This is a genomic window from Arthrobacter sp. ISL-85, assembly GCF_018613675.1.
In the GTDB taxonomy this organism is placed as follows: Bacteria; Actinomycetota; Actinomycetes; order Actinomycetales; family Micrococcaceae; genus Arthrobacter.
The window spans coordinates 127,551-151,692 of the sequence record NZ_JAGGPQ010000024.1 but is presented as its reverse complement, the minus strand read 5'-3'; the positions used below and the strand labels follow the sequence as shown (position 1 = coordinate 151,692).

Sequence of the window (24,142 nt, the reverse complement as noted above, 5' to 3'; positions counted from 1 at the left end):
AGAGACACGCCCTAGCCCGAATAGGGATCCAGGTCCACTCCGGTCAGGACCCGTGCAGGGTGTGGGCCTCGTGCTGTCAGTTCAGCTGTCCAGGATTCCGGCCAGGGGCCCCGGGTCCCCGCCAGGATGATGTTGCCCGGATACCTGGCCTGGAACATGCCGGCTTCGGCGAAGGCGGCCACACCGGCCATGGCCTCCCGCATCGCAGCCACCTGGCTCCTGACGAGCGTGAGCGCAGGTTCATCACCCACATTGACGATCAGCAGGCCGTCCGGGCCCAGGCGTTCCCTGGCCTCACGGTAGAAACCCGTGGCGGCGATATGGGCCGGCGCCTCGGGGCCGGAGAAGATGTCCAGGATCACGACGTCGAACGTGAGGCGGGGATCAAGCGCACCGAGCGCTTCGCGGGCGTCGCCGATGATGGTGGTCAAGTCTGTTCCCTGCGGCATGGGAAGGTTCTTGAGGACAAAGTCCAGCAGCTCGCGCTCCAGCTCAACCGCGTACTGGGGTGAGCCGGGGCGCGTGGCCCGGATGTACCGCGCCAGTGTCAGCGCTCCCGCTCCCAGGTGGAGCGCCCTGATCGGTTCCCCGGGTGGGGCCGCGAGGTCCACCAGGTGCCCGATCCGGCGGAGGTACTCGTAAAAAATCTCTTCCGGCCGGTCAAGGTTGACGTGGGACTGTTCGGCTCCGCCGATGCTGAGCACGTAGCTGCCATCGGTAAACGCATCGGGCTCGATCGTGGCATGCTGGCCGGTGGTCCGCAGGAAGCGGCTGGCGCTGCCGCTGCGGCCGGACATCAGAGCCTGCCGCGCAGGGTTGCCAGCCGTGCGGCAGCCTCCTCCAGGACTTCGGTCTTCTTGCAGAAGGCAAACCGGAGCAGGCTTCGCGTCCGTTCCGCGCCTTCCGGATGGCAGAAGACGCGAACGGGAATGGCGGCGACACCGACCAGTGCGGGCAGGCGCCGGGCAAGGTCCAAGGCATCCGTGATGCCCAGCGGTGCGGTGTCCACATTGACGAAGTAGGTCCCCTGCGGAATGTAGACATCAAAGCCCGCGGCCCGCAGCCCAGCGCTGAGAATGTCCCGTTTCTGCTCCAGGGCGGAAGCGATGCCGGTGTAGAAATCATCCGGCAGGGCCAGTCCTGTGGCAATAGCTGCCTGGAAAGGAGTGCCGGAGCTGTAGGTGAGGAACTGCTTCACTGTGCGGACCGCGGCCACCAGTTCCTCGGGTCCGCTCAGCCAGCCGATCTTCCAGCCGGTCAGGGAGAACGTCTTGCCGGCCGAGGAAATGGTGATGGTCCGGGCAGCGGCGCCCGGAAGGGTGGCCACGGGGGTATGGCTTATCCCGAAGGTCAGATGCTCGTACACCTCGTCGGTAATGATGATGCTGCCGTACCGTTCCGCGAGGTCCACCACGCGCCGCAGAACAGCGGGCGGAAAAACAGCACCGGTGGGATTGTGGGGGTTGTTCAGCAGCACCACCCGTGTCCGCTCACTGAAGGCTGCCTCCAATGCCGCGAGGTCCGGCATGAAATCCGGGGCTGCCAAGGGCACCGTGATGTGGGAGGCACCGGAGAGTCCAATCACCGCCCCGTAGGAGTCGTAGAACGGCTCGAACGTGAGGACCTCGTCCCCCGGGCCGGCGAAAGCGAGAAGGGAGGCGGCAATGCCTTCGGTTGCTCCGGTGGTGATGATGACCTCGGTCGCCGGGTCCGGCGCAAGTCCGTAGAAGCGTTCCTGGTGCGCAGCAACCGCCTCCCGGAGCTCCGGGAGGCCCTTGCCCGGCGCGTACTGGTTGGCGCCGGCGGAAATGGCCGCCCTCGCTGCCTCCCTGATCTCAGCGGGCCCGTCCTCATCCGGGAAGCCCTGTCCCAGGTTGATGGCACCCGTCTGGACGGCCAGGGTTGTCATCTCTTCGAAGATGGTGACTCCGAGTCCGCCGTCGGGCGCCAGGAGGTTTGCTCCGAGGGCGGTGCGCTGCCAGGGAGCAGGAGCCAGGGGTGTGGAAAGTTCCCGTGCTGGATGCATCCAGTCATGGTATACCGGCCTTTCCATGCGGTAGGTTCGGAGCATGAGACGCGCTGTGTGCCCCGGATCCTTCGACCCCATCCACAACGGCCATCTCGAAGTCATTGCAAGGGCTGCGGGTCTTTTCGACGAGGTCATTGTGGCTATCTCCACCAACTACGCCAAGAAGTACATGTTCAGCCTGGAGGAGCGGCTGGAAATGGCTCGTGAAACCCTGGCGTCGCTCAAGGGGATCGTGGTGGAACCCGTGGGCGAGGGGCTCCTGGCGGAGTATTGCCGCCAGCGCGGGGTGTCCGCCATCGTCAAGGGGCTCCGGTCGTCATCGGACTTTGACTACGAGCTACCCATGGCCACCATGAACCGGCAGTTGAGCGGGGTGGAGACGGTCTTCCTCCCGGCGGAGGCCAGCTATCTCCACCTGTCCTCCACCCTGATCAAGGAGGTGGCGGTCCTGGGCGGCAGCGTCTCGGACTATGTGCCACGGTCCGTGCACCGGCGCATGGTTGCCGGCGAGCCTTCGCCGGATCAGCAGCCGAGGCGGTAGGCTGGATCGGTACTTCGGCGCTGCCTCCTGCCGGTTTGAGTCAGCATGGCTCTTCAGGCTAAGATGGTACGTCGGTCATATGTTCAACAGGAGTTCTCATTAACAGAGATGCTGGTTCGCCCTTGGCGTTCGACGTCAGGGATCTCGGGCGCAGCCCGGGAAGTATGCGGACACTGAAGGAACATGTACCCGCACCGGGTGATCTTGGTGTGGCGCTCATTGGTGTTCAGGAAGGCTCGGATGTCGAGCTCGACCTGAGGCTGGAGGCCGTACACGAAGGAATTCTGGTATCAGGAACTGTTCTCGCCGAAGTAACCGGCGAGTGCGGCCGATGCCTGGATCCCCTTGCGTATGACCTTGAGGTCAATGTGCAAGAACTTTTCTTCTACGAGGGCGCCGAGTTCTCGGACGGGGAAGAAGATGAAGAGCAACGTCGAGTCGAGCACGATGTAATCGATCTTGAACCGGTGTTGCGGGACGCGGTTGTCACCAATCTGCCGTTCCAGCCGGTGTGCCGGGAAGACTGCCAGGGCCTTTGCTCCGAATGCGGAGTTCGCCTGGAAGACGAGCCGGGGCACCACCACGAGGTCCTGGATCCTCGCTGGGCTGCCCTAGCTGATATGGCTAAGCCTGACCGGCAAAATTGATTTGTACGTGTTTGTCTAGAGAGAAATGAGTTAGCCGTGGCTGTTCCCAAGCGGAAAATGTCTCGCTCGAATACCCGCGCCCGCCGCTCGCAGTGGAAGGCGACCGCCCCCCACCTGGTGAAGACCGTTGAGAACGGCCAGGTCACCTACAGCCTGCCGCACCAGGCAAAGGTCGTTACCGACTCTGCTGGCACCGCGCTGTTCCTTGAGTACAAGGGCCGCAAGGTCGCTGACGTCTAATCGGCCCCAACAGGCTGACTGATGTCTTCAACTGAAGAGCTTCTGAAGCGTCTCGGTGTCACTATTGATGCCGGGACGCTTCGTCTTGCGCTTACCCACCGCTCGTACGCCTACGAGAACGGCGGTATACCCACCAACGAGCGCCTCGAATTCCTGGGCGACTCCATCCTTGGATTCTCCGTAACCGATGCCCTCTACCGGGACAACCCGGACCTGCCTGAAGGTGAACTCGCCAAGCGCCGGTCCGCCGTCGTCAGCACCCGGGCACTGGCCGGCATCGGACGCAGCCTTGGCATCGGTGAATTCATCTACCTGGGCCAGGGCGAGAAACTCACCCATGGAAAAAACAAGGCGTCCATCCTCGCGGACACCATGGAGGCCCTGATTGGGGCAACCTACGTCTCCAACGACATCGAGACGGCGCGCCAACTGGTCATGCGCCTGGTGGGTCCACTGCTGAAGGACGCGGCCGTCCTGGGTGCCGGCACCGACTGGAAAACCAGCATCCAGGAACTCGCGGCCAGCAGGCAGCTGGGCAGCATCCACTACGCGGTGGACGGCTCCGGCCCGGACCATGCCCGCACCTTCACCGCTGTCCTGAACATCGGTGGCACGGCCTATGGCAAGGGTTCGGGACATTCGAAAAAAGAAGCCGAACAGGAAGCCGCGGCGGACGCCTGGCGGGTGCTTTCGGGCGCCGAAACCCGGAATGCTGCCGGCACTTCTGCTGGTTCCGTCACCGCCAAGTAGTGTTCCGTGCCTGAACTGCCCGAGGTCGAAGTGGTGCGCCGCGGCCTGGTGAACTGGGTCCGCGGCAGGACCATCAGCGCTGTCGATGTCCTCGATCCCCGCTCCATCCGCCGCCATGCCCTGGGCGCTGGGGATTTCATCGGCAACCTCCAGGGCGCCACCGTCACCGACGTCGTGCGCCGCGGCAAATTCCTGTGGATGCCACTGACCGACACCGCGGCTGAACCGGGCCACCCGGAAACCGCGCCGGTGCCGGAAGTGGCACTCATGGCACACCTGGGCATGAGCGGCCAGCTCCTGATGCAGGATCCGGACGTCCCCGACGAAAAGCACCTCAAGGTCAGGCTTCGACTCAGTCCCCGGGACGGTATGCCGGCCCAGCTGCGGTTCGTCGACCAGCGGATCTTCGGGGGCCTCTTCGTCACCGCTTTGGTACCCACCGACGACGGCGGACCCGGCGGCCTCGCCGAGTCACCCCTCCCGCTCATCGCCGCGGAAGCCGCCCATATTGCGCGGGACCCCCTGGACCCTGCCTTTTCGTTCGACCTCTTCTACCAGCGCCTCCGCAAGCGCAAGACGGGCCTTAAACGGGCGTTGCTGGACCAGGGGCTGGTGTCCGGCATTGGCAACATCTACGCCGACGAAGCCCTCTGGCGGGCCCGCCTGCATTTCGCGCGGGCCACCGACACCCTTCGCAGGAGCGAGGCCCAACGCGTCCTGGACAGTGCCCGCGAAGTCATGCTCGATGCCCTGGCCGCCGGCGGGACCAGCTTCGACTCCCTCTACGTCAACGTCAACGGGGCGTCAGGCTACTTTGACCGGTCCCTGAACGCCTACGGCCGCCAAGGTGAGCCGTGCAGGCGGTGCGCCGCAGCGGGCATCAGTTCCACCATCCGGCGGGACCAGTTCATGAACCGTTCGTCCCATACCTGTCCGGTGTGCCAGCCGCGGCCCCGCAACGGCCGCTGGTAGTACCGCGCAGAACACCCGTCCGCCAGGGTGGGCAGGTCAGCGGGGACCGTAGTACTCCGCCAGCCGTGCCAGGCCCTCGTCAATCGAGACACCCGGCGTCCAGCCAAGGAGTTTTTGGGTCTCCCGCTGGTCGAACCAATGGGCGGTGGACAGCTGTTCGGCAAGGAACCTGGTCATCGGGGGCTCGCCCTGTTTACCGAGCCGGAGCCATACCCTTTCCACTGCCGATCCCGCAATCCGGGCAAGCTTCCCCGGCACTGACCATGACGGCGCGGGGACGCCGCCGGCGGCGCAGATCCCTGCAATGAGTTCGCCCACCGGCCGGGGCTCGCCGTTGGTGACGACCAGGGCCCTGCCATGGATGTGGCTGATGCGGTCCAGTGCAGCAACGATCGCTGCCGCCGCGTTGTCCACGTACGTGGTGTCGATCAGCGCGGCGCCCGCATCCAGCAGCGGCAGCCGCTTCCGGGCGGCCCGGGCCAGGACTCGTTCCACCAGTTGGGTGTCGCCCGGCCCCCAGACCACATGCGGCCGGACAGCGGCAACCCGGAAGTCCGGGGCGTCGGCGGCCAGGGCCAGCAGTTCAGCCTGCGCCTTGGTGCGCGAATAGTCACCGTGGGCGTGCACCGGGTCGGCCGGCTCCGCGCCAAGACCTGCGAGGGCGGTGCCCGAATTGGCCACCGACGGCGAAGAAACGAAGACCACGTCCCCGACCCCGGCTTCGCGCGCCGCGAGGAGCAGGCGCCGCGTTCCCTCTACGTTCACCTGATCAAAATCTTCGGCGCGGCCGGTGAAGGAGACTTTGGCGGCAAGGTGGATGACAGCCTCCGCGCCCCGGACTGCGGCCGCGACGGCTGCATCATCGGTGAGGGAACCGCACCGGTCCGCCGCGCCGTCGACCCCCGAGGGACGCCGCTGGAAGGTGGTGACGGTGTGGCCCCTGCGCACCAGCAGGCCTGCTACTTCCCGCCCCAGCAGGCCGCTTGCCCCGGTGACCAGGACTTTCACGGCATCCCCGGACGGCCGCCGGCCAGTACTGACGAGGCCCATTGGGACAGCCGCGACCTGTCAATCTTTGCGTTGTGGCGGATATCGGTGGGCTGCGCGGGGACCACCAGGACTGCGGCCACGGACACACCTGCTCTGTGGGCGGCCGCCCGTACCTTCCCGGCCAGTTCCGCGCCGGCAGGGCCGGCCTTACGGACGGGAGGAACGGTTTCGACGACGGCGGCGACGGCCTGGGTGCCTGCCGGTCCCACGCCGACAACGGCGGCCATACGTACGCAGTCCAGGCGTTCGATGGCCTGTTCGGCGCCCACCGGAGTGACCACCGCATCGGGCGCCGTGATGATGTGCGCCAGGCGCCCTTCCACCCACAAGCGGCCGTCGGCGTCGAAGTGGCCCACATCGCCGGTGCGGTGCCAACCAGCAGGGCCCGCGCTCACTTGTTCGGTCAGCCAAAGCCGGTCGTAGCCGTCCTTGACGTGCGCGGCGCTGACCAGGATTTCTCCCGTCACCCCCGCTTCCGTCACCGGCGCGGCCGCCGGTGCGGTACCGTCTGCCGCCAGCGGGACCACGGCAGTGCGGGCGCCACGGACCGGCCGGCCTACGCAGACACCGTTGCCCGCCCCGGGCACGGTTCCGGCCTCGGCATCGGCTGCGGCGGCCTGGATCTGTTCGAGGCTGATGTCGGTGACAGGCAGGGCCTCGGTCATCCCGTAGGGGGTGTGCAGCGACGCGGCCGGCAGGAGCCGCTGCACCTCTGCAAGGAGCGGTTCCGGAACCGGCGCGCCGGCGGAGAGCAGCAGTTCAACCCGGCCAAGTGCCGCTGTACCTTCCGCGGTGAGTCCGGCCTGGGTGGCAACGACGTTGCGCAGGGCGGCAGGGGACGCGAAGACCACGGTGGCGTCGATGGCCGCTGCGGCATCGGCAAGCGCGCCGGCCGTCAGGGTGCGGGGCGCGGTGACATCCATCGCCGGCGTCACGGACACGGTTCCCAGCGCCGGCCCCAGCAAGGCGAACGGCGCGAAGCCCGCCACCAACCTGTTGCCCGGCTGGATGCCGAAGGTTCCGGCCACGGTGTCCCGCATGGCGGCAAGCTGCCGGTGGGTGTACAGCACGCCCTTGGCGGGACCAGTCGAGCCGGAGGTAAAGAGCACCGCGGCGGGGGAGTCCGGGGCCGGACGGCGGGAAGGAACGGCCCCCGACCGGGCATTTTTCGCCGAGCCTTCCCTGGCCAAGGCGGCGAGGGAGGTCTCCACCCCGAGGAGCCGGCGCGGCCCTGCCGGCAGGTCCTTCACGCTGATGCGCCTGGCCGCCCACCCCAGAGCCCGGGCAGCGGCCAGGGCCTTGTCGATCCCGATGAGGACGTCGGGCGTCGCGCCTTTGACTGCCCGGCTGAGCCCCTTGGTGCCCAGGCCCGCATCCGCAACAACCACCACCGCTCCCAGCCGCAGGCAGGCATACAGGGCCACCGTCAGGTCCACCCCGGGCGGAACCATCAGGCTCACCCGGCTGCCCGGCCTTAGTCCGGCCCCCTCCAGACCTGCGGAGAGGTGCGCAACGCTTTCTTCCAGCTGCTGCCAGGTGAGCGAGCGGGCCACCGCGCCGTCCGGTGCCATTTCGACGACGGCCCTCTCACCTGCGGACGGTCCCGCGGCCAGATCCTTAAGGAGCGCCCACAGAGGTTTGAAGGCGTTTTCATCAGCCGGTCTGGCTGCTTCCGCGACGGCGGAGGCTTCGGCAACACTGTCCCCGCCGCACGTGATGCGACTGGCAAGCCAGTCGAAGACCGCCGGTGCGATGTTCCGGTCCTCTGCCACCAGGTGTCCCGCGCCCTCGTAACGGTGCACGTCCGCGTGGGGAAGGCGGGTGATGAGGTCCTTCAGGTAGCGGTCGGAGAAGATGGGGTCCCGCGGGCCCCACAGCATCAAGGCCGGCACGTCCAGGCCGCGCACGCCTTCCGCCACTCCATTAAGGGCAGCGAAGCTGGGATGTGAGGCGCCAACGGGAATATCGGCTACGAAGTTGCCCACCCCGGCGCGGCGTGAGGCTCCCCGGTACGGGACCATGAAGGCGTCCCGGACGTCTGCGGGCAGCGGCGGGTGTGCCAGCGCATGCGTCACCCGCAGGAAAGCGTCGGAGGTGGTGGTTCCCCACTTGTGCACCGCAGGGTGCAGGGCAAGGCGCAGCGCCGGCGGGATGGGGGAGCCGGCGGGCTGGTGGACGGCGGTGTTGGTCAGCACCACGCCGGCCAGTTGGTCGCGGTGGGCCAGGGCCCAGCCGAGGCTGATCACGCCGCCCCAGTCGTGGCCCACTGAAACCACCGGTCCCGCCAGGGCCAGGGCGTCGGTCAAATCGCCCAGGTCGTTGATCCTGTCCGCCAGGCGCCGGAAAGTTCCGGTCCGCTCGGAGAAACCCATGTCCAGCTGGTCCACGGCCACCACGCGCCAGGGGTGGGCGGGATCAGAGCCGGCGGCCAGCAGGCTTCGCCACAGGTAGGACCAGGTGGGATTGCCGTGCACGCACAGCAGGGTTCCCGTGGGAGTCAGGCCGCGGCGGGCAAGTTCTGCGCCATTGTCCAGCAGGTGCCAGCGGCGCACGGCGCCGGGCGCGTCAGCGCTTGAGGTGGAGGGAACATCGATTTCGCGCGACCATTCGGCGTTGACGCCCGGCCAGTCCGCGATCACCAAACGATTTCCAGCATGGCGGTGTTCAGGCCGGACCCGACGCCCATGCACAGCACCCGGTCCCCGCTTCCCAGGGACTGCGATTCGGCGGCGAGCGTCATGGGAAGTGATGCCGGCCCCACGTTGCCCCAGTGCGGGAAGGTGATGGGCACCTTGTCCGGGTCCAGGTCGATCGCATCGATGATGGCCTGGGTGTAGGCGTTGCTTACCTGGTGCGTGACGTAGCGGTCCATAGCTGCCCAGTCCCATTCGGGCTGGGCTTCCTGCCAGGCCTCGACCACCAGCTGCAGGCCGCCGTCGAGCAGTCCCTTCGTGTCGGTGTTCATGCCGTCGATGCCGCCCACGCACAACTCGTGGTGCTCGGTGCCGGCACGCATTACACCGCCCACTATCCGGTGCGCTCCGGGGTGGTCATCCGCGGGGCCCAGGACGGCTGCGGCTGCCCCTGACCCCAGGGTCAGTGTGGCGAACTCCCGGTTGAAGTCATCGCGCGTTGTCTCGGGCCGCTGCAGCCGGGCCAAGGTGGCCTCCTGGGTCAGCTGGGCGTCCTCGCCGTTGACAATGACGGCGTACCGGATCTGTCCGGAGTCGATCATGTTGGCTGCAAGGGTCAGGGCGTTCACGAATCCCAGGCAGGCGTTGGCAAGATCGAAGTTCATGGCCGACGACGGCAGGCTGAGGCTGTGGTGGATCTTCACCGCTACGGAGGGCTCGAGGTTGCGCCGCGTCACCGACGTGTTGATGAGCAGGCCGACATCGGACGCTTCGATTCCCGCCTCGGCCAGGGCCTTGGCACCGGCCTCCACCGCAGCATCGTCAAAGGATGTTCCGGCAGCCCACCAGCGGCGGTGCGTAATGCCTGCCACGCGCTCAAGCAGCCGCGGCGGAAACTTGAGGCGCTGCAGGGTTGATGCCAGCCGGCGGTCAAATTCCGTGGAGCTCACAATCCTGGGAGCCTCGACGCTGCTCACCGAGAGCAGCGCTGTGTTGCTGTGGCGGAAGGTCGCATTACCTGCCAATTCAAGCCCCTCTTCGTTTTCGTCCCGCATTCCTGCGGTGACTGTACCCACATATGCGCAGGCTCAAGAGCTTAACTATGCCTTTGTACTGCGGGAACATGCATATCCACCCGCAGCGCCCGTCGGTTCCCGGGTGCTGCTGCCGGGAATTGTCGGTCCTGCGCAGTAGATTGTAGTGAGCCGGTTCCAGCAAAGTGCCCTACCCGCTCCAGGAGACCAGAAAAGCCTTGCACCTCAAAAGCCTCACCGTCCGGGGGTTCAAGTCCTTTGCGTCCGCCACCACCTTCGACTTCGAACCCGGCGTCACCGCCGTGGTGGGTCCCAACGGATCCGGCAAGTCCAACGTGGTGGACGCCCTCGCTTGGGTCATGGGTGAGCAAGGGGCCAAAACCCTACGCGGCGGCAAGATGGAGGACGTCATTTTCGCCGGGACGTCCGGGCGCCCACCGCTGGGCCGCGCCCACGTTTCGCTGACCATCGACAACACCGATGGCGCCCTCCCCATCGAGTACAGCGAAGTCACCATTTCCCGGACACTGTTCCGGACGGGCGGCTCCGAATACGCCATCAATGGTGCCGGCTGCAGGCTGCTGGACATCCAGGAACTGCTCTCCGATTCCGGGCTTGGCCGGGAAATGCACGTCATCGTGGGCCAGGGCCAGCTGGACCGCGTGCTGCACGCCACGCCCGAGGACCGCCGCGGCTTCATCGAGGAAGCGGCGGGGATCCTCAAGCATCGCCGGCGCAAGGAGCGGACGGTACGGAAGCTGGAAGCCATGCAGGCCAACCTCCAGCGCCTCACTGACCTCACCGGAGAGATCCGCCGGCAGCTCACGCCCCTTGGGAAGCAGGCCGAGGTGGCGCGCCGCGCCCAGCGGGTCCAGTTCGACGTGCGGGACGCCCGCGCCCGCCTGCTCGCCGATGACCTCGTCCAGCTGCAGCAGGCACTGGAGCAGGACGTGGCGGACGAAGCCGCGCTCAAGGCCCGGCGTACCGCCGTCGAGCAGGACCTTGAAGCCGGGCGCAGGCAGCAGGCAGCGCTGGAGCAACTGGCTGCCGAAGCCACGCCCCGGCTCAATGCCGCCCGGGACACCTGGTACCGGTTGTCCACGGCACGTGAACGGCTTCGCTCGCTCGGCTCGCTGGCCACCGAACGGAGCCGCCTGCTGGGTTCGGACGATGCGGCGCCGTCCTCAGGCCGGGACCCGGAACAGCTGGAGCGCCAGGCAGCCAGGGTGCGGCAGGAAGTAGCTGAACTCGAGCAGGACATCCAGGCGAGGCGGGGCACCCTGGATGCGGCCAGCGGGGCGAAGGCGGAAGCGGAGCGGGCGGCGCTGGCCGAGGACCAGCGGCTCACCGCGCAGCTCCGTGCCGCAGCCGACCGGCGGGAAGGCCTGGCGCGGCTGGCCGGCCAGGTTGCGGCGGCCAGGTCCCGGGTGGAGTCCGCGCAGGCGGAACTGGGACGGCTGCGCGAATCCCTTGCCGCCGGAACTGAACGCCGTGCCCGTGCCCAGGCCGAATTCACCGCGCTGGAAAACCAGGTGGCCGGTGTTGAGGAGGGGGAGGAATCCCTTGACGCCGATTATGAGGCCGCCAGCGACGTCCTGGACGCGGTGCTTCGGGAGATCGCGGACCTCAAAGCGGCCGTCAACGAGGGGGTCCGCAAGCGGGACGCACTCGCCGCCCGCCTGGAGGCCCTGAAGCTCGGCCTTGACCGCAAGGACGGCGCCAGGCATGTGCTGGAGTCCGGGCTCCCGGGAGTGCAGGAGAGCCTTGCTGCCGGAATCACCGTCCAGGGCGGGTACCAGGCCGCCATCGCCGCTGCTTTGGGGGAGGCAGCCGAGGCAGTGCTTGTTGAGGACGGGGATGCTGCAGGCGCGGTGCTGCGGCGGCTCAAGGACGACGACGCCGGGAGGGCCTCGCTGCTCCTCGCATCGGCGGCAGCTGACCACCGGGGCGACGCGGAGGATGTGCCGCTGCCCGACGGCGCGCAGTGGGCCGCCGATCTTGTCGGCGGGCCTGCGGGGCACATGGTCCTGGTCCGCCATCTGCTGTCCCGGACCGTGATCGTCCCTGGTATCGACGCCGCCGCAGCGCTCGTGGCCTCGTTGCCTGGCCTGACGGCCGTCACCCGCGAGGGGGACGTCTTCACAGCCGTCTCCGCCACCGGCGGCTCTGCCAAGGCGCCGTCCCTCCTTGAGGTGCAGGCGGCAGTGGACGAGGCCGGCCGCGGACTGTCCGCGGTCACCGCGGACCTGGAGCGGAACAGGTTCGCCCTGGCCGCCGCCGAAGCCCGGCGCGCGGAGGCACAGGAGGAAGCCGACGCTGCGCTCGAGAAGCTGCACGAATCCGATGCCCGCCTCGCCGCTGTGGCCGAACGCCTGGGCCACCTGAACTCTGTCCTGCGCAGCGCCGTTGGCGAGAGCGAACGGTTGGCAGCATCCCTGGCCAGGGCCGAAGGAAACGTCGCGGCTGAGGAAGAAGCGCTCGCCGCCGTCGCCGCCCGCTTGGCGGCCGCGCAGGAAGCACCGGCGGAGGAAGAGCCTTCAACGGAGCAGCGCGACTCCCTTGCCCGTGCGGCGTCCGCCGCCCGGGCAGCCGAGGTGGAGGCCAGGTTGTCCCTGCGCAGTGCCGAAGAGCAGCTGGTGGCCACCCGCAACAGGGTGGCGTCCCTGGAACGCGCCGCCGCCACAGAACGCCGGGCCCGTGAGGAGGCGGCGGAGCGTGCCCGGCGCCGCCGCATCCAGGCCAGGCGGGCGGCCGCCGTGTCCGCGGGGGTGGAACTGGCTCTTGGCTATGTGGACGTCTCCGTGGACCTTGCCCGGCACGAACGGGACCTGGCCGAGGAGAACCGCGAGCTGCGCGACCGCGGGCTGCGGGAGATCCGGGAAGCCAACGATGCCCTGGCCCGGGAACTGGCCCAGCTCACCGACACCGTGCACCGGGACGAACTCGCCCGGGCCCAGCAGCGGGCCAGGATCGAGGCGGTGGAAACCCGTTCGGTGGACGAGCTGGGCATTACTCCCGAGGCGCTGGTCAACGAGTTTGGCCCGCATGTCCCGGTTCCCGTTCCGGCGGAGGAAACCGGCGACAAATGGGCGGCCCTGCGTGCGCCCGTCGACGCCGGCGGGGAGGAGATCAGGGAAGGTAAGCCCTATGTCCGGCAGGAGCAGGAGAAGCGGCTGCGGAAGGCCGAGCGCGATCTCGCGAGCCTGGGCAAGGTTAACCCCCTGGCGCTGGAGGAGTTCGCGGCACTGGAGGAGCGGCACCAGTTCCTCAGCACCCAGCTCGAGGACCTGAAAGCCAGCCGGCGGGACCTGCTGGACATCATCAAGGAAGTGGATGACCGGGTCCAGCGGGTCTTCGCCGAAGCATTCGAGGATACCCAGGCCCAGTTCATCCGGGTTTTCGAGCGGCTCTTTCCCGGCGGCGAGGGCCGCCTGGTCCTGACCGATCCTGCGGACATGCTCACCACAGGCATCGAAGTGGAGGCCCGCCCTGCGGGCAAGAAGATCAAGCGGCTGTCACTGCTTTCCGGCGGCGAGCGCTCCCTGACGGCGGTGGCACTGCTGGTGGCCATCTTCAAAGCGCGGCCTTCACCGTTCTACGTCATGGACGAGGTGGAGGCGGCACTGGATGACACCAACCTGGGCCGGCTGATCACCATCTTCGAAGAACTCCGGGAATCCAGCCAGCTCATCGTCATCACGCACCAGAAGCGGACCATGGAAGTGGCGGACGCGCTGTACGGCGTCACCATGAGGGGCGACGGCGTCTCCACCGTCATCAGCCAGCGCCTGGGCGCGGAGGTGTAGCAACGGCCCGGTGGTGTCGCAACAGCGCGCGGGCAGCTAAAGGGGGAGGTCAGCTGCCTGATGGCCGCCGGAACCGGAAAGGCCGATTGTGAGAAGCTAGGGGAGTGAATGACATCCTTCCCATTGTCCTGTCCATCCTTGCTGCGCTGGTGGTCATCGGCGGCCTGATTCCGGTCCTGCTCAAGACGCGGAGGAACATCACCCGGTACCCGGGTACACGGGATGCCAACGATCCGGAGGTCCGCTCCGGGGGCAGCACCGCCGTAGCGGACAAGGACGGCACCATCGAGCGCCAGGCCCCCGGGGGCATTGACCTCGAAGGGCTGGACACCACCACCGTTCCGGACAATGCCGCGGGACTGGAAACCATCCCCGTCGAAACCCCGCTCCCTGTCGCGGGACGCCTTACCCGGCTCCGTGAACGGCTGGCCCGCTCCAACAACATCATGGGCAAGGGCCTGCTGGCGCTGCTGTCCAGCGACCGGATCGACGAGAGCGTCTGGGACGAAGTGGAGGAAACCCTCCTGCTCGCGGACCTGGGAACCGAACCCACCATGCAACTGGTGGACGCTCTGCGGGAGCGCGTCAAGGTACTGGGCACGCGGACCCCGGAGCACGTCAAGACCATGCTCCGCGAAGAACTCATCAAGCTCGTGGACCCCAGCATGGACCGCAGCCTCAACGTCCAGCGCCATGCCGACAAGCCCGCCGTCATGATGGTTGTAGGCGTGAACGGCGTGGGCAAGACAACCACCGTGGGCAAGCTGGCGCGCGTGCTGGTGGCCGAGGACAAGGACGTCCTGCTTGGCGCCGCCGACACCTTCCGCGCTGCTGCCGCCGAGCAGTTGGCCACCTGGGGCCAGCGTGTGGGCGTCCCTACCGTGAAATCGGATATCGACGGTGCTGACCCCGCCTCGGTCGCCTACGAGGCCGTGAAGGCGGGCATCGAGCAGGAAGTGGACGTCGTTATGATCGACACCGCCGGACGCCTGCAGAACAAGGTGGGCCTGATGGACGAACTGGGCAAGGTCAAGCGCGTGGTGGAAAAGCTGGCCGAGGTGGACGAGGTCCTGCTGGTGCTGGATGCCACCACCGGCCAGAACGGCCTGAACCAGGCCAGGGTCTTCTCCGAGGTGGTCAACATCACCGGCATCGTCCTGACCAAACTGGACGGAACCGCCAAGGGCGGCATCGTCGTCGCCATCCAGAAAACCCTGGGGGTACCCGTCAAACTCATCGGGCTGGGCGAAGGCGCCGACGATCTCGCCCCCTTCGATGCCGAAGGCTTTGTCGACGCCCTGCTCAACTGACCGGCGATTCCGGCCTGCACCGCAGCCTAGGGGCCGGCCGTTCGCAGTGTCTCGCGGGTAGGCAGCCAGCCGGCGGCAGCGACGAGCATGATTCCCCCGGTCACTCCAAAAGCCCAGCCGAAACCCAGCCCGTCGGCGAGCATACCCGCCACGAGCGGCCCAACGATCGCGCCGACGTCGGACGTCATTTGGTACACAGCCAGCACCTTGCCCCCTGAGCGTCCGTTGCCAATGACATCCGCGACGGCGGCCTGCTGGGCCGGACCGAAAAGGCCGGACCCGACGCCGGCGAGCGTGGACGCCGCCAGGAACCAGGGCAGGTCGGAGGTAATGCCGATGGCTGCGGTGGACAGGGCCGCTACCAGCAGGCCCGAGATCATCATCGGCTTGCGGCCCAGGGAGTCCGCCAGCCGCCCTGAGAACGCCAGGGCGGCCGCGTTGCCCGCAGCGAAAACTGCCAGTGCTAGGCCGGCCGCCTGCGGGCCTGCTCCGAAGGCCGCCGCGGCGAACAGCGGCACCGTTGCCATCCGGACGCCAAAGGTGGCCCACCCGTTGGCGAAGCTGGAGATGAGCGCAGACCGGTACGTTCCGGCAGCCAGGGCTTCGCCAAACCGCATGTCCGGTGCCCGGTCCGGTACCTCCCCGGCACCCCGGCGCTGGTGGCTCAGCTGGGTCTGGACCACGAATGCGGCCACCAGCAGTGCGGCGGCATAGGCAAGGAACGGGACCCGCAGGCCAAACCCCGCCAACAGACCGCCCACGATTGGACCGCACACATTTCCGATCAGGAAGGCCGACGCGTAGGCTCCCGAAACCCGGCCCCTGCTCTTGGGCGGCGCCAGCCGGACCACCAGGGCCATTGATGCCACGGTGAACATCACCGAACCCGCCCCGCCGAGGCCGCGGAAGACCAGCAGCTGCCAGTAGTCCTGGGCAAAGGCGCACGCTGCTGTGGACAGCGCCACGATCAGGAGCCCGGCCACATAGACGGGACGCTCGCCGCGCCTGCCGATCAGGGCGCCGCCGGCAGGGGCGAAAACCAGCCGCATGAAGGCGAAGATCGCCACGATGGCAGATGCCTCCGTGTTCCCCACCCCAAAGGTTGCCGCGAACTGCGGCAATACCGGCGCAACAAGCCCGAAGCCAAGCGCGATGAGGAACGCCGCGGCCAGCATCACCTTGATGTCACGGGGGAGTTTCTCCCGCTGCGGCTTGAGCCGGGCCAAAAACCTCGAAGTGGCGCCGCTTGCGCGGGGTGGTGCCGTCATGGTGCAGGAGTCCTTGCTGGAAAGGGAGCCAACTGGCTGCGCGGGTGAGGAAACATAACCGTAACAAGCCCGATATGCACCATTTACTTCCTAGAGGTTCTTGTAACAGGGCGGCAATCTAAATCCTCCGCGTGCGAAACACGCCGCCCACAAACTCATTACAGGACGCAAATGGCGTTGGCAGGCGGACCAGTCCGCACCAAAAGCAAGAGAGGACGTAGGCCATGGAACTCACCGCAGGTCTCGTTTGGCTCCTGGTGGCTTCAGCCCTCGTGCTGTTCATGACCCCGGGCCTGGCATTCTTTTATGGCGGCATGACGCGCGCCAAATCGGCACTGAACATGATGATGATGAGCTTCGTGGCCATTGGAACGGTCGGCATCATTTGGGTGCTGTGGGGTGCGTCGATGTCCACGAGCAACGAGGACAACTTCTACCAGATCTTCGCCAACCCGTTCAGCCACTTTGGGCTGCACAACTTCACGGACCCGGCAGATCTGTTGAAGGTGGGCTATGCCGCAACCTTCGCCATCATCACGGTTGCACTGATTTCCGGCGCCGTCGCAGACCGGGCAAAGTTCTCGGCCTGGGTCATCTTCACCCCTATCTGGGCAACGCTGGTGTACGCGCCGTTGGCGTTCATGGTTTGGGGCGGAGGCCTGTTCTCGAAGGACGGCTGGTTCGGCCAGACATTCGCTCCGGTCATCGACTTCGCCGGTGGCACCGTGGTCCACATCAACGCCGGTGTGGCTGGCCTGGTGCTGGTGCTCATCATCGGAAACAGGAAGGGCTTCGGTAAGGACCCGAACCACCGCCCCCACAACATCCCGTTCGTGATGCTTGGCGCAGCCATCCTTTGGTTCGGCTGGTTCGGCTTCAACGCCGGAGCTGCTGCTACGGTTGAGCAGGCCGGCTTGATCTGGATCAACACCCTGGCAGCACCGGCGGCCGCCATGCTGGGCTGGTTGGCTGTCGAACGGATCCGGGACGGGCACCCCACTTCCCTGGGCGCCGCCTCCGGCGTTGTTGCCGGACTTGTCGCCATCACCCCGGCCTGTGCCAACGTCTCCCCGCTCGGCGCGATTGCCCTGGGCATCGTCGCCGGTATCGCCTCGGCACTGGCAGTCGGCTTGAAATTCAAACTCGGCTACGACGATTCCCTGGATGTTGTGGGCGTCCACCTCGTCTCGGGTGTGATCGGTACTGTCGCCATCGGCTTCCTCGCCACTCCCACCCAGGGAGCTGCGGGCCTGCTGTACGGCGGTGGCGCCACCCAGCTCGTCGCCCAGGTTCTGGCCGCCCTGTTCTCGGTTGCCTTCACGGCTCTCATGACCCTGATCATCGCCTACCCCATCCACAAAATACTGGGCTTCCGCATCTCGGAGCGCCAGGAGATCGCCGGCGCGGACCTCAGCCTCCATGCCGAGACTGCCTACGAGTTCGGTGTCGGCGGCCACGGTGGCAGCTTCCAGCCGCTGCACGACATGATCATCGGCAAGGTCGCTGCGGAGCCCGTGGACCCGTCCCTCGCCGGTACAGCGAAGACACGGCCGGCAACAGGTAAGGAAAGCGTGGGGGCATGAAACTGATCACTGCAATCGTCAGGCCGGAAAAACTCGACGCCATCAGGGAAGGCCTGGAAGCCTACGGCGTTCAGGGCCTGACCGTCAGCGCAGCCAGCGGATACGGCCGGCAGCGCGGCTACACCGAGGTCTACCGTGGAGCGGAATACAACGTGGACCTCCTGCCCAAGATCCGGGTGGAAGTCCTGGCCACCGACGAGCAGGCCGACGACATCCTTGACGTGATCATTGCCAGTTCCAATACCGGCAGGGCCGGGGACGGCAAGGTCTGGACCATGGACGTCCATGAAGCGGTGCGGGTCCGGACCGGGGAACGCGGAGTCGCCGCCATCTAGGACGGAGCGCCACGGCCCGGCAGGGCAACAACTGAAGTGTGAGGCAGGACGGGCGGGAACCAAAAGGTTCCCGCCCGTCCTGCCTTCGTGGAGGCTTAGCCGTTGTGCCCGTTGGTAGGCCATGCCGCGGGGCCGGCCGACCCGGCGTCGTACTCCTCCAACGGAACTTTGCCCTCCTCCCAGGCTTTGAGCACCGGTTCAACAATCCGCCAGCAGTCCTCGGCGGTGTCGCTCCGGACGGACAGCAGCGGGTCGCCGGCCAGGACACCCTCCAGCACTTCGCCGTAGGGCAGGAGGTCCGAGGCACTGAGTTCCGCTTCCAGGGTGACCCGGCCCAGGCTGAAGATATTTCCGGGACCGTTGACGTCGACGTCGAACTCCAGCGTGTCCGGGCCAAAGCCGATCCGCAGCTGGTTGGGGGAGTCCACCCCGGTAAAGCCCTGGGGGAGGTGGGGCACCGGGAGGAAGGTGACCACCGCTTCCTTGCGCTTGTCCCCGAGGGCCTTGCCCGAGCGCAGGATGAAGGGGACGCCCCGCCAGCGCCAGTTGTCGATCCCCACCTGGATCTCGGCGAGGGTTTCCGTTCCCCGCGCGGCATCCACCCCATCCTCACGGGCGTAGTCGGGCACCTCCTTGCCTGCCACCGAACCAGCCGTGTAGCGGGCCCGGCGGGAGTCAGCGAGGGGATCCTTGACGCTGCTGGCGCGGAGGACGGCGGAGACCGCATCACGCAGATCGCGCTCGCCGATGGTGGCCGGAGGTTCAATCGCCATGATGGCCATGACCTGAAGGAGATGGCTCTGGATCATGTCGCGGAGCGCGCCGGCACCGTCGTAGTAGCGCGCACGGCTTTCCAGCGCCAGGTCCTCGTCGAAGAAGATCTCCACCTTTTCCACGTGCTGCCGGTTCCACACGGGTTCCAGGAAGTTGTTGGCGAACCGCAGGCCCAGGATATTCAGGACAGTAGCCTTGCCCAGGAAGTGGTCCACCCTATGGATGTGGTCCTCGGGGACCAGCCGTGCCAGCGTGCGGTTCAGCGACCGGGCTGATTCCTCGCTGGACCCGAACGGCTTCTCCATCACCAGGCGGGTGCCTTCCGGGACCTCCTGGGGCTGGAGGGTTTCGCAGGCACGTTGGCTGATCCGGGGCGGAAGCGCGAAGTAGACCGCCACCGGGCCTTGCAGCCCGGTGAGCAGGGCAGCGAGGGCGCCGCCGGCAGTGACGTCCACCTGGTGGTAGGCCGTCTCCTTTTGCACCGACTCCAGGGCGTCTTTCCCCAGTTCATCGGCCGCGCCGGCCGCCGCGGCAAAGGACGATTCCACCCGCTCCCGCCACTGTTCGGGTGTCCATGGATCCGAGCCTGCCCCCACCAGGGTGAGGCCCTCCGCCCGGCCTGCCGCCACAAGCCGGGCAAGTCCAGGCAGCAGGAGCCGTCCGGTGAGGTCGCCCGAGGCGCCGAGGATGAGCAGGGTCTTGACAGTTATTTGGCTCGTCATTTTGCCAGCATGCCATCTACCGTGCCTGACTTGGTACCCTAGATAGTCGAGTCCCGATCATCTCCTGAAAGAAGTTCACGGCGCGTGTTCAATTCACTCTCTGACCGGTTGACAGCAACCTTCAAGAATCTCCGCGGCAAGGGCCGCCTTACGGAGGCCGATGTTGATGCCACCGTCCGCGAGATCCGCCGTGCCCTTCTGGACGCCGATGTGGCCGTTCCGGTGGTCCGCGAATTCACCGGGCGGGTCCGCGAACGCGCGCTGGGTGCCGAGGTCTCGGCCGCACTGAACCCCAGCCAGCAGATCGTCAAGATCGTCAACGAGGAACTCCAGGAGATCCTTGGCGGCGAAACCCGGCGGATCCGGCTGGCAAAGAACGGCCCCACCGTCATCATGCTTGCCGGCCTCCAAGGTGCGGGCAAGACCACCCTGGCCGGCAAACTGTCCAAGTGGCTGAAGGCCCAGGGCCACAGCCCCCTGCTGGTGGCCTGCGACCTGCAGCGCCCCAACGCCGTCACCCAGCTCCAGGTAGTGGGCCAGCGGGCAAACGTACCGGTCTTCGCCCCGCATCCGGGCGCCACCTCCACCGAACTGGACCAGCCTGCCGGTGACCCGGTCGCCGTCGCCCGCGCCGGTGTGGAGGAAGCGCGCCAGAAGCTGCACGACGTCGTCATCGTGGACACCGCCGGCCGCCTGGGCGTGGACGCCGCCATGATGGAACAGGCCCGCCAGATCCGCCGGGCCATCGTCCCGAACGAAGTCCTCTTCGTGATCGACTCCATGATCGGCCAGGACGCCGTCAACACTGCCCTGGCCTTCGACGAGGGCGTGAACTTCACCGGCATCGTGCTGTCCAAGCTCGACGGCGACGCCCGCGGCGGTGCCGCGCTTTCGGTCGCGTCGGTCACTGGCAAGCCGGTCATGTTCGCCTCCACCGGCGAAGGCCTGGACGACTTCGAGCTCTTCCACCCGGACCGGATGGCCTCGCGCATCCTGGACATGGGCGACATCCTCACGCTCATCGAACAGGCCGAAAAGGCCTGGGACAAGGATGAAGCTGCCCGGATGGCGAAGAAGTTCGCCGACCAGGAAGATTTCACCCTCGAAGACTTCCTGGCCCAGATGCAGCAGATCCGCAACATGGGCTCCATGAAGAAGATGCTCATGATGATGCCGGGCGCCCAGAACATCCGGCAGCAGCTGGAGCAGTTCGACGAGCGGGAGATCGACCGCGTTGAGGCGATCGTCCGGTCCATGACCCCCCACGAGCGGTTGGCGCCAAAGATCATCAACGGCTCGCGGCGTGCCCGCATCGCCCGCGGCTCCGGCGTCCACGTCTCAGAGGTCAACGGCCTGCTGGAGCGCTTCGCCCAGGCCCAGAAGATGATGAAGAAGATGGCCCAGGGCGGCATGCCGGGAATGCCAGGGATGCCGGGCCTGCCCGGGGCCGGTGGCGGGGCGCGGAAGAACGCCAAGAACGCGCCCAAGAAAAAGCCAAAGTCGGGCAACCCCGCCAAGGCTGCCCAGGAGCGCAAGGACGCGGAAGCCCGCCGTGCCAACGCCGCGAAGGCACTGCCCACCGGGGCTGCGTTCGGCCAGCAGGGCGGCGACTTCGACCCGTCCCAGCTGAATCTGCCCAAGGGCTTCGACAAGTTCCTGGGCAAGTAGCAGCCCGCCAAAGTAGCGCCGGGCACTCGTTTTGACCGGTCAAAACGACACCTGGTGCTGCTTACTTGGGATGTCGGCACCGTGGAATAGGGTTGGGACATGTTCAAGCAAAGGGTAGTGTTCGTGCACGGCGCCGGGACGTATGGCGCCGCCGCATGGCCCCGCCAGCACGGCATGGCACTGTCCTATGACGCCCTGTTCCTCCGCCGGCACGGCTACGATGCCGTCGCGGAACCGCAGGAGTCCTCGTTCGCGGAAGACACCGCGATTATCCTGCGGTCCCTGGCCGACGACGGCCGGGGCGCCGCCGGCGGACACGTGGTGGCACACGCGCAGGGCGCAATCGCCGCCATGATGGCCGCCGTCGAACGCCCGGACCTGGTCTTTTCGCTGACCCTGGTGGAGCCGGCCTGCCTCTCCCTGACAGCGGAACTACCAGCCACTGCCGCGCATATCAGCCTGATGCAGCCCCTTTTTGACGTCCGCCACCAGCTCAGCGACGAAGACTTCCAGCGCGAATTCGTCCGGCGGATCTACGCCACCGACCTCCAGCAGCCGGCAACGGCCGAGGAGAAACGGTCGGCCCGCAGGCTGCGCCTCCAGGCACCGTCATGGGAAGCCCCCCTGCACATTGTGCCCGGCGTGCCCACGCTTGTCCTGACGGGCGGGTGGGAGCCGCTTTACGAGGAAATTGCCGGTTATCTGCGGGAGACCGGTGCCCTGCACCGCGTTGCCGCGGGAGGGCACCGGCCCCAGGACTCCCTGGACGGGGACCGGGCCATCCGGCAGTTCATCAGCGGGGTCAGCCGGAGCCAGCCGGCCCGGGCGTCCTAGCCGTCCGCCGGAACCCGCAGCTCCGGCAGGTACACCTTGCCGCCGGCCGCCAGGAACTCCTCGCTCTTCTCCCGCATCCCCGATGCCATCCCGGCCAACGCTGCCTGCGCCTCCGCGGACCCAAATTCATCGCGGATGTCCTGGCTGATCCGCATGGAACAGAACTTGGGGCCGCACATCGAACAGAAGTGTGCCGTCTTGGCAGGCTCGGCGGGCAGCGTCTCGTCGTGGAACGCCTCCGCAGTCACCGGGTCCAGGGACAATGCGAACTGGTCGCGCCAGCGGAATTCGAAGCGGGCCTTGGACAGGGCATCATCGCGCTCATGCGCCCCAGGGTGGCCCTTGGCCAGGTCCGCCGCGTGCGCCGCGATCTTATAGGTGATCACCCCGGTCTTCACGTCGTCCTTATTGGGCAGGCCCAGGTGCTCCTTCGGCGTGACATAGCAGAGCATGGCGGTGCCGTACCGGGCAATCTCGGTGGCACCGATAGCCGAGGTGATGTGGTCATAGCCGGGTGCAACGTCAGTCACCAGCGGCCCCAGCGTATAGAAGGGCGCGCCCTTGCACAGCTCCTGCTGCCGCTCAACATTCTCCCGGACCAGGTGGAACGGAACATGGCCGGGGCCTTCCACCATCACCTGCACGTCGTACTCCCAGGCGCGCTGCGTGAGCTCGGCGAGCGTGTCCAGTTCCGCGAACTGGGCGGCATCATTGGCGTCCGCCGTCGAGCCGGGCCGGAGGCCGTCGCCCAGCGAGAACGCGACGTCGTACTTGGCGAAGATTTCGCACAGCTCATCGAAGTGCGTGTAGAGGAAGTTCTCCTGGTGGTGGGCCAGGCACCAGCCGGCCATGATGGACCCGCCCCGCGAGACAATCCCGGTGACCCGGTTGGCCGTCAGCGGTACGTACCGCAGGAGGACACCAGCGTGGATGGTCATGTAGTCAACGCCCTGTTCGCACTGCTCCACTACCGTGTCCCGGAAGATCTCCCAGGTCAGGGCGTTGGCCTCGCCGTTGACTTTCTCCAGGGCCTGATAGATGGGCACGGTCCCGATGGGGACGGGGGAGTTCCGGATGATCCATTCCCGGGTGGTGTGGATGTCGTCGCCGGTGGACAGATCCATGACGGTGTCGGCGCCCCATTGCGTGGCCCACTGCAGCTTGTCCACCTCCTCCGCGATTGAGCTGGTTACGGCGGAGTTGCCGATGTTGGCGTTGATCTTCACCAGGAAGGCCTTGCCGATAATCATCGGTTCGGACTCCGGATGGTTGATGTTGCTGGGGATAATCGCGCGGCCGGCCGCCAGTTCGCTGCGGACCAGTTCAACATCGCAGTTTTCGCGCAGCGCCACGAACCGCATCTCCGGGGTGACCATTCCTTTCCGCGCGTAGTGCATCTGCGTCACCGTCCGGCCGTCGACGGCGCGGCGGGGCACCGGCTGCGCACCCTTCCACTCCGCGGAGGCGGCACCGCGGCGCACGGCGGAGCGGCCGTCGTCGAGCAGGTTGCGTGCCCTGCCGCTGTAGGCTTCGGTGTCCTCACGCGCCGCGATCCACTCCGAGCGGAAAGGTTCCAGCCCGCGGACGGGGTCGCTGCCCGGCCCCGCGGTCCGGTAGGTCCGGAAGGGCGCGTTGGGCTGGCCGTTCGGCGAGTCCTCCAGCGCGATTTCCGTCACCGGTACCCGGATGCCGGCACCGGGGTCTTCAATGAACGCCAGCGAATGCGACTTCAAGGACTGCGTCACCTGGGTCACGGACCCGGTACCGGACTCCCCGGCGGACTGCATGCGGGCAGGGGTCAACTGGGTGTTTTGTGTACTCAAGGGAATACTCACTTCCTTCGCCGGCATTACCCGGACAGGTTCAACGGTCGCAGGCTGCCTCAGCCCGATCTCAGCCCCTGCAAGGGCTCCCGTGTGGTCAGGAACGAAGCTACCACAGGCTCT

General features: G+C 67.0%; 19 protein-coding genes and 1 riboswitch. Of the genes, 11 read left to right on the top strand and 8 right to left on the bottom strand.

Features of this window, described 5'->3' with window-relative positions; all coding sequences use genetic code 11:
- Nucleotides 1-11: 11 nt before the first annotated feature.
- Together J7I84_RS17940 and J7I84_RS17935 are read right to left on the bottom strand one after the other, a co-directional pair.
- Complete coding sequence (locus J7I84_RS17940) at nucleotides 12-797, bottom strand: spermidine synthase (RefSeq protein WP_214945884.1); 786 nt, start codon at nucleotides 795-797, stop codon at nucleotides 12-14.
- A complete protein-coding gene (locus J7I84_RS17935) occupies nucleotides 797-2,026 on the bottom strand; it encodes an aminotransferase class I/II-fold pyridoxal phosphate-dependent enzyme (RefSeq protein ID WP_214945883.1) in 1,230 nt (409 codons plus the stop codon). The genes J7I84_RS17940 and J7I84_RS17935 overlap by 1 nt, the downstream gene beginning before the upstream one ends.
- Nucleotides 2,027-2,069: 43 nt before the next feature.
- On the opposite strand from J7I84_RS17935, the gene coaD reads away from it, so the two are divergent.
- From coaD to mutM, 5 genes are all read left to right on the top strand, one after another.
- Nucleotides 2,070-2,570, top strand: coding sequence for a pantetheine-phosphate adenylyltransferase (gene coaD / locus J7I84_RS17930; protein ID WP_214945882.1), 501 nt, complete (start codon nucleotides 2,070-2,072; stop codon nucleotides 2,568-2,570).
- A gap of 122 nt (nucleotides 2,571-2,692) precedes the next feature.
- Entirely contained in the window at nucleotides 2,693-3,217 is a 525-nt protein-coding gene (locus J7I84_RS17925; protein ID WP_214945881.1) for a DUF177 domain-containing protein, read from the top strand.
- A 36-nt stretch (nucleotides 3,218-3,253) separates the two neighbouring features.
- Nucleotides 3,254-3,457, top strand: a complete 204-nt coding sequence (gene rpmF / locus J7I84_RS17920; protein WP_009356569.1) for a 50S ribosomal protein L32 — start codon at nucleotides 3,254-3,256, stop codon at nucleotides 3,455-3,457.
- 21 nt (nucleotides 3,458-3,478) lie between these two features.
- Nucleotides 3,479-4,207 (top strand): ribonuclease III, encoded by a 729-nt coding sequence (gene rnc, locus J7I84_RS17915; protein ID WP_214945880.1) that lies wholly within the window; start codon nucleotides 3,479-3,481, stop codon nucleotides 4,205-4,207.
- Nucleotides 4,208-4,213: 6 nt separating this feature from the next.
- Nucleotides 4,214-5,179: a bifunctional DNA-formamidopyrimidine glycosylase/DNA-(apurinic or apyrimidinic site) lyase gene (gene mutM / locus J7I84_RS17910; protein ID WP_214945879.1), complete on the top strand. Its 966-nt coding sequence runs from the start codon at nucleotides 4,214-4,216 to the stop codon at nucleotides 5,177-5,179.
- A gap of 36 nt (nucleotides 5,180-5,215) precedes the next feature.
- Here mutM and J7I84_RS17905 read toward each other — a convergent pair whose 3' ends face one another.
- Genes J7I84_RS17905 through J7I84_RS17895 form a run of 3 tightly spaced genes read right to left on the bottom strand, consistent with a single transcriptional unit; the run spans nucleotide 5,216 to nucleotide 9,917 of the window.
- Nucleotides 5,216-6,187 carry an NAD-dependent epimerase/dehydratase family protein gene (locus J7I84_RS17905; RefSeq protein ID WP_214945934.1) on the bottom strand — a complete coding sequence of 324 codons (972 nt, stop codon included), beginning with the start codon at nucleotides 6,185-6,187 and terminating at the stop codon, nucleotides 5,216-5,218.
- A complete protein-coding gene (locus tag J7I84_RS17900; RefSeq protein WP_214945878.1) occupies nucleotides 6,184-8,871 on the bottom strand; it encodes an alpha/beta fold hydrolase in 2,688 nt (895 codons plus the stop codon). The genes J7I84_RS17905 and J7I84_RS17900 overlap by 4 nt, the downstream gene beginning before the upstream one ends.
- Entirely contained in the window at nucleotides 8,865-9,917 is a 1,053-nt protein-coding gene (locus J7I84_RS17895) for a 3-oxoacyl-ACP synthase III (RefSeq protein WP_214945877.1), read from the bottom strand. Before J7I84_RS17895 ends, J7I84_RS17900 begins: the two co-directional genes overlap by 7 nt.
- Nucleotides 9,918-10,114: 197 nt before the next feature.
- Between J7I84_RS17895 and smc the strand changes: the two genes are divergently transcribed.
- On the top strand, nucleotides 10,115-13,702 hold the full coding sequence (gene smc / locus J7I84_RS17890) for a chromosome segregation protein SMC (RefSeq protein ID WP_214945876.1): 3,588 nt from the start codon (nucleotides 10,115-10,117) through the stop codon (nucleotides 13,700-13,702).
- Between the two features lie 104 nt (nucleotides 13,703-13,806).
- Nucleotides 13,807-15,012: a signal recognition particle-docking protein FtsY gene (ftsY, locus tag J7I84_RS17885; RefSeq protein ID WP_214945875.1), complete on the top strand. Its 1,206-nt coding sequence runs from the start codon at nucleotides 13,807-13,809 to the stop codon at nucleotides 15,010-15,012.
- 26 nt (nucleotides 15,013-15,038) lie between these two features.
- Here ftsY and J7I84_RS17880 read toward each other — a convergent pair whose 3' ends face one another.
- The gene (locus J7I84_RS17880; RefSeq protein WP_214945874.1) at nucleotides 15,039-16,280 is read right to left on the bottom strand and encodes an MFS transporter; all 1,242 of its coding nucleotides are present in this window, start codon (nucleotides 16,278-16,280) and stop codon (nucleotides 15,039-15,041) included.
- Nucleotides 16,281-16,504: 224 nt separating this feature from the next.
- Here J7I84_RS17880 and J7I84_RS17875 point away from each other — a divergent pair, with 224 nt between their 5' ends.
- Nucleotides 16,505-17,863 carry an ammonium transporter gene (locus J7I84_RS17875; RefSeq protein WP_214945873.1) on the top strand — a complete coding sequence of 453 codons (1,359 nt, stop codon included), beginning with the start codon at nucleotides 16,505-16,507 and terminating at the stop codon, nucleotides 17,861-17,863.
- Nucleotides 17,860-18,198, top strand: a complete 339-nt coding sequence (locus J7I84_RS17870; RefSeq protein ID WP_141160148.1) for a P-II family nitrogen regulator — start codon at nucleotides 17,860-17,862, stop codon at nucleotides 18,196-18,198. The genes J7I84_RS17875 and J7I84_RS17870 overlap by 4 nt, the downstream gene beginning before the upstream one ends.
- Nucleotides 18,199-18,293: 95 nt before the next feature.
- On the opposite strand, the gene J7I84_RS17865 is transcribed toward J7I84_RS17870, so the two are convergent.
- A complete protein-coding gene (locus J7I84_RS17865) occupies nucleotides 18,294-19,694 on the bottom strand; it encodes a glucose-6-phosphate dehydrogenase (RefSeq protein WP_214945872.1) in 1,401 nt (466 codons plus the stop codon).
- Between the two features lie 84 nt (nucleotides 19,695-19,778).
- Between J7I84_RS17865 and ffh the strand changes: the two genes are divergently transcribed.
- Nucleotides 19,779-21,362, top strand: coding sequence for a signal recognition particle protein (ffh, locus tag J7I84_RS17860; RefSeq protein WP_214945871.1), 1,584 nt, complete (start codon nucleotides 19,779-19,781; stop codon nucleotides 21,360-21,362).
- Between the two features lie 99 nt (nucleotides 21,363-21,461).
- The gene (locus J7I84_RS17855; protein ID WP_214945870.1) at nucleotides 21,462-22,196 is read left to right on the top strand and encodes an alpha/beta fold hydrolase; all 735 of its coding nucleotides are present in this window, start codon (nucleotides 21,462-21,464) and stop codon (nucleotides 22,194-22,196) included.
- On the opposite strand, the gene thiC is transcribed toward J7I84_RS17855, so the two are convergent.
- Complete coding sequence (gene thiC / locus J7I84_RS17850) at nucleotides 22,193-24,019, bottom strand: phosphomethylpyrimidine synthase ThiC (protein ID WP_214945869.1); 1,827 nt, start codon at nucleotides 24,017-24,019, stop codon at nucleotides 22,193-22,195. The two genes, J7I84_RS17855 and thiC, sit on opposite strands and share 4 nt — an antisense overlap.
- Nucleotides 24,015-24,122, bottom strand: a riboswitch (TPP riboswitch). Its footprint overlaps the gene before it by 5 nt.
- Between the last annotated feature and the right edge of the window lie 20 nt (nucleotides 24,123-24,142).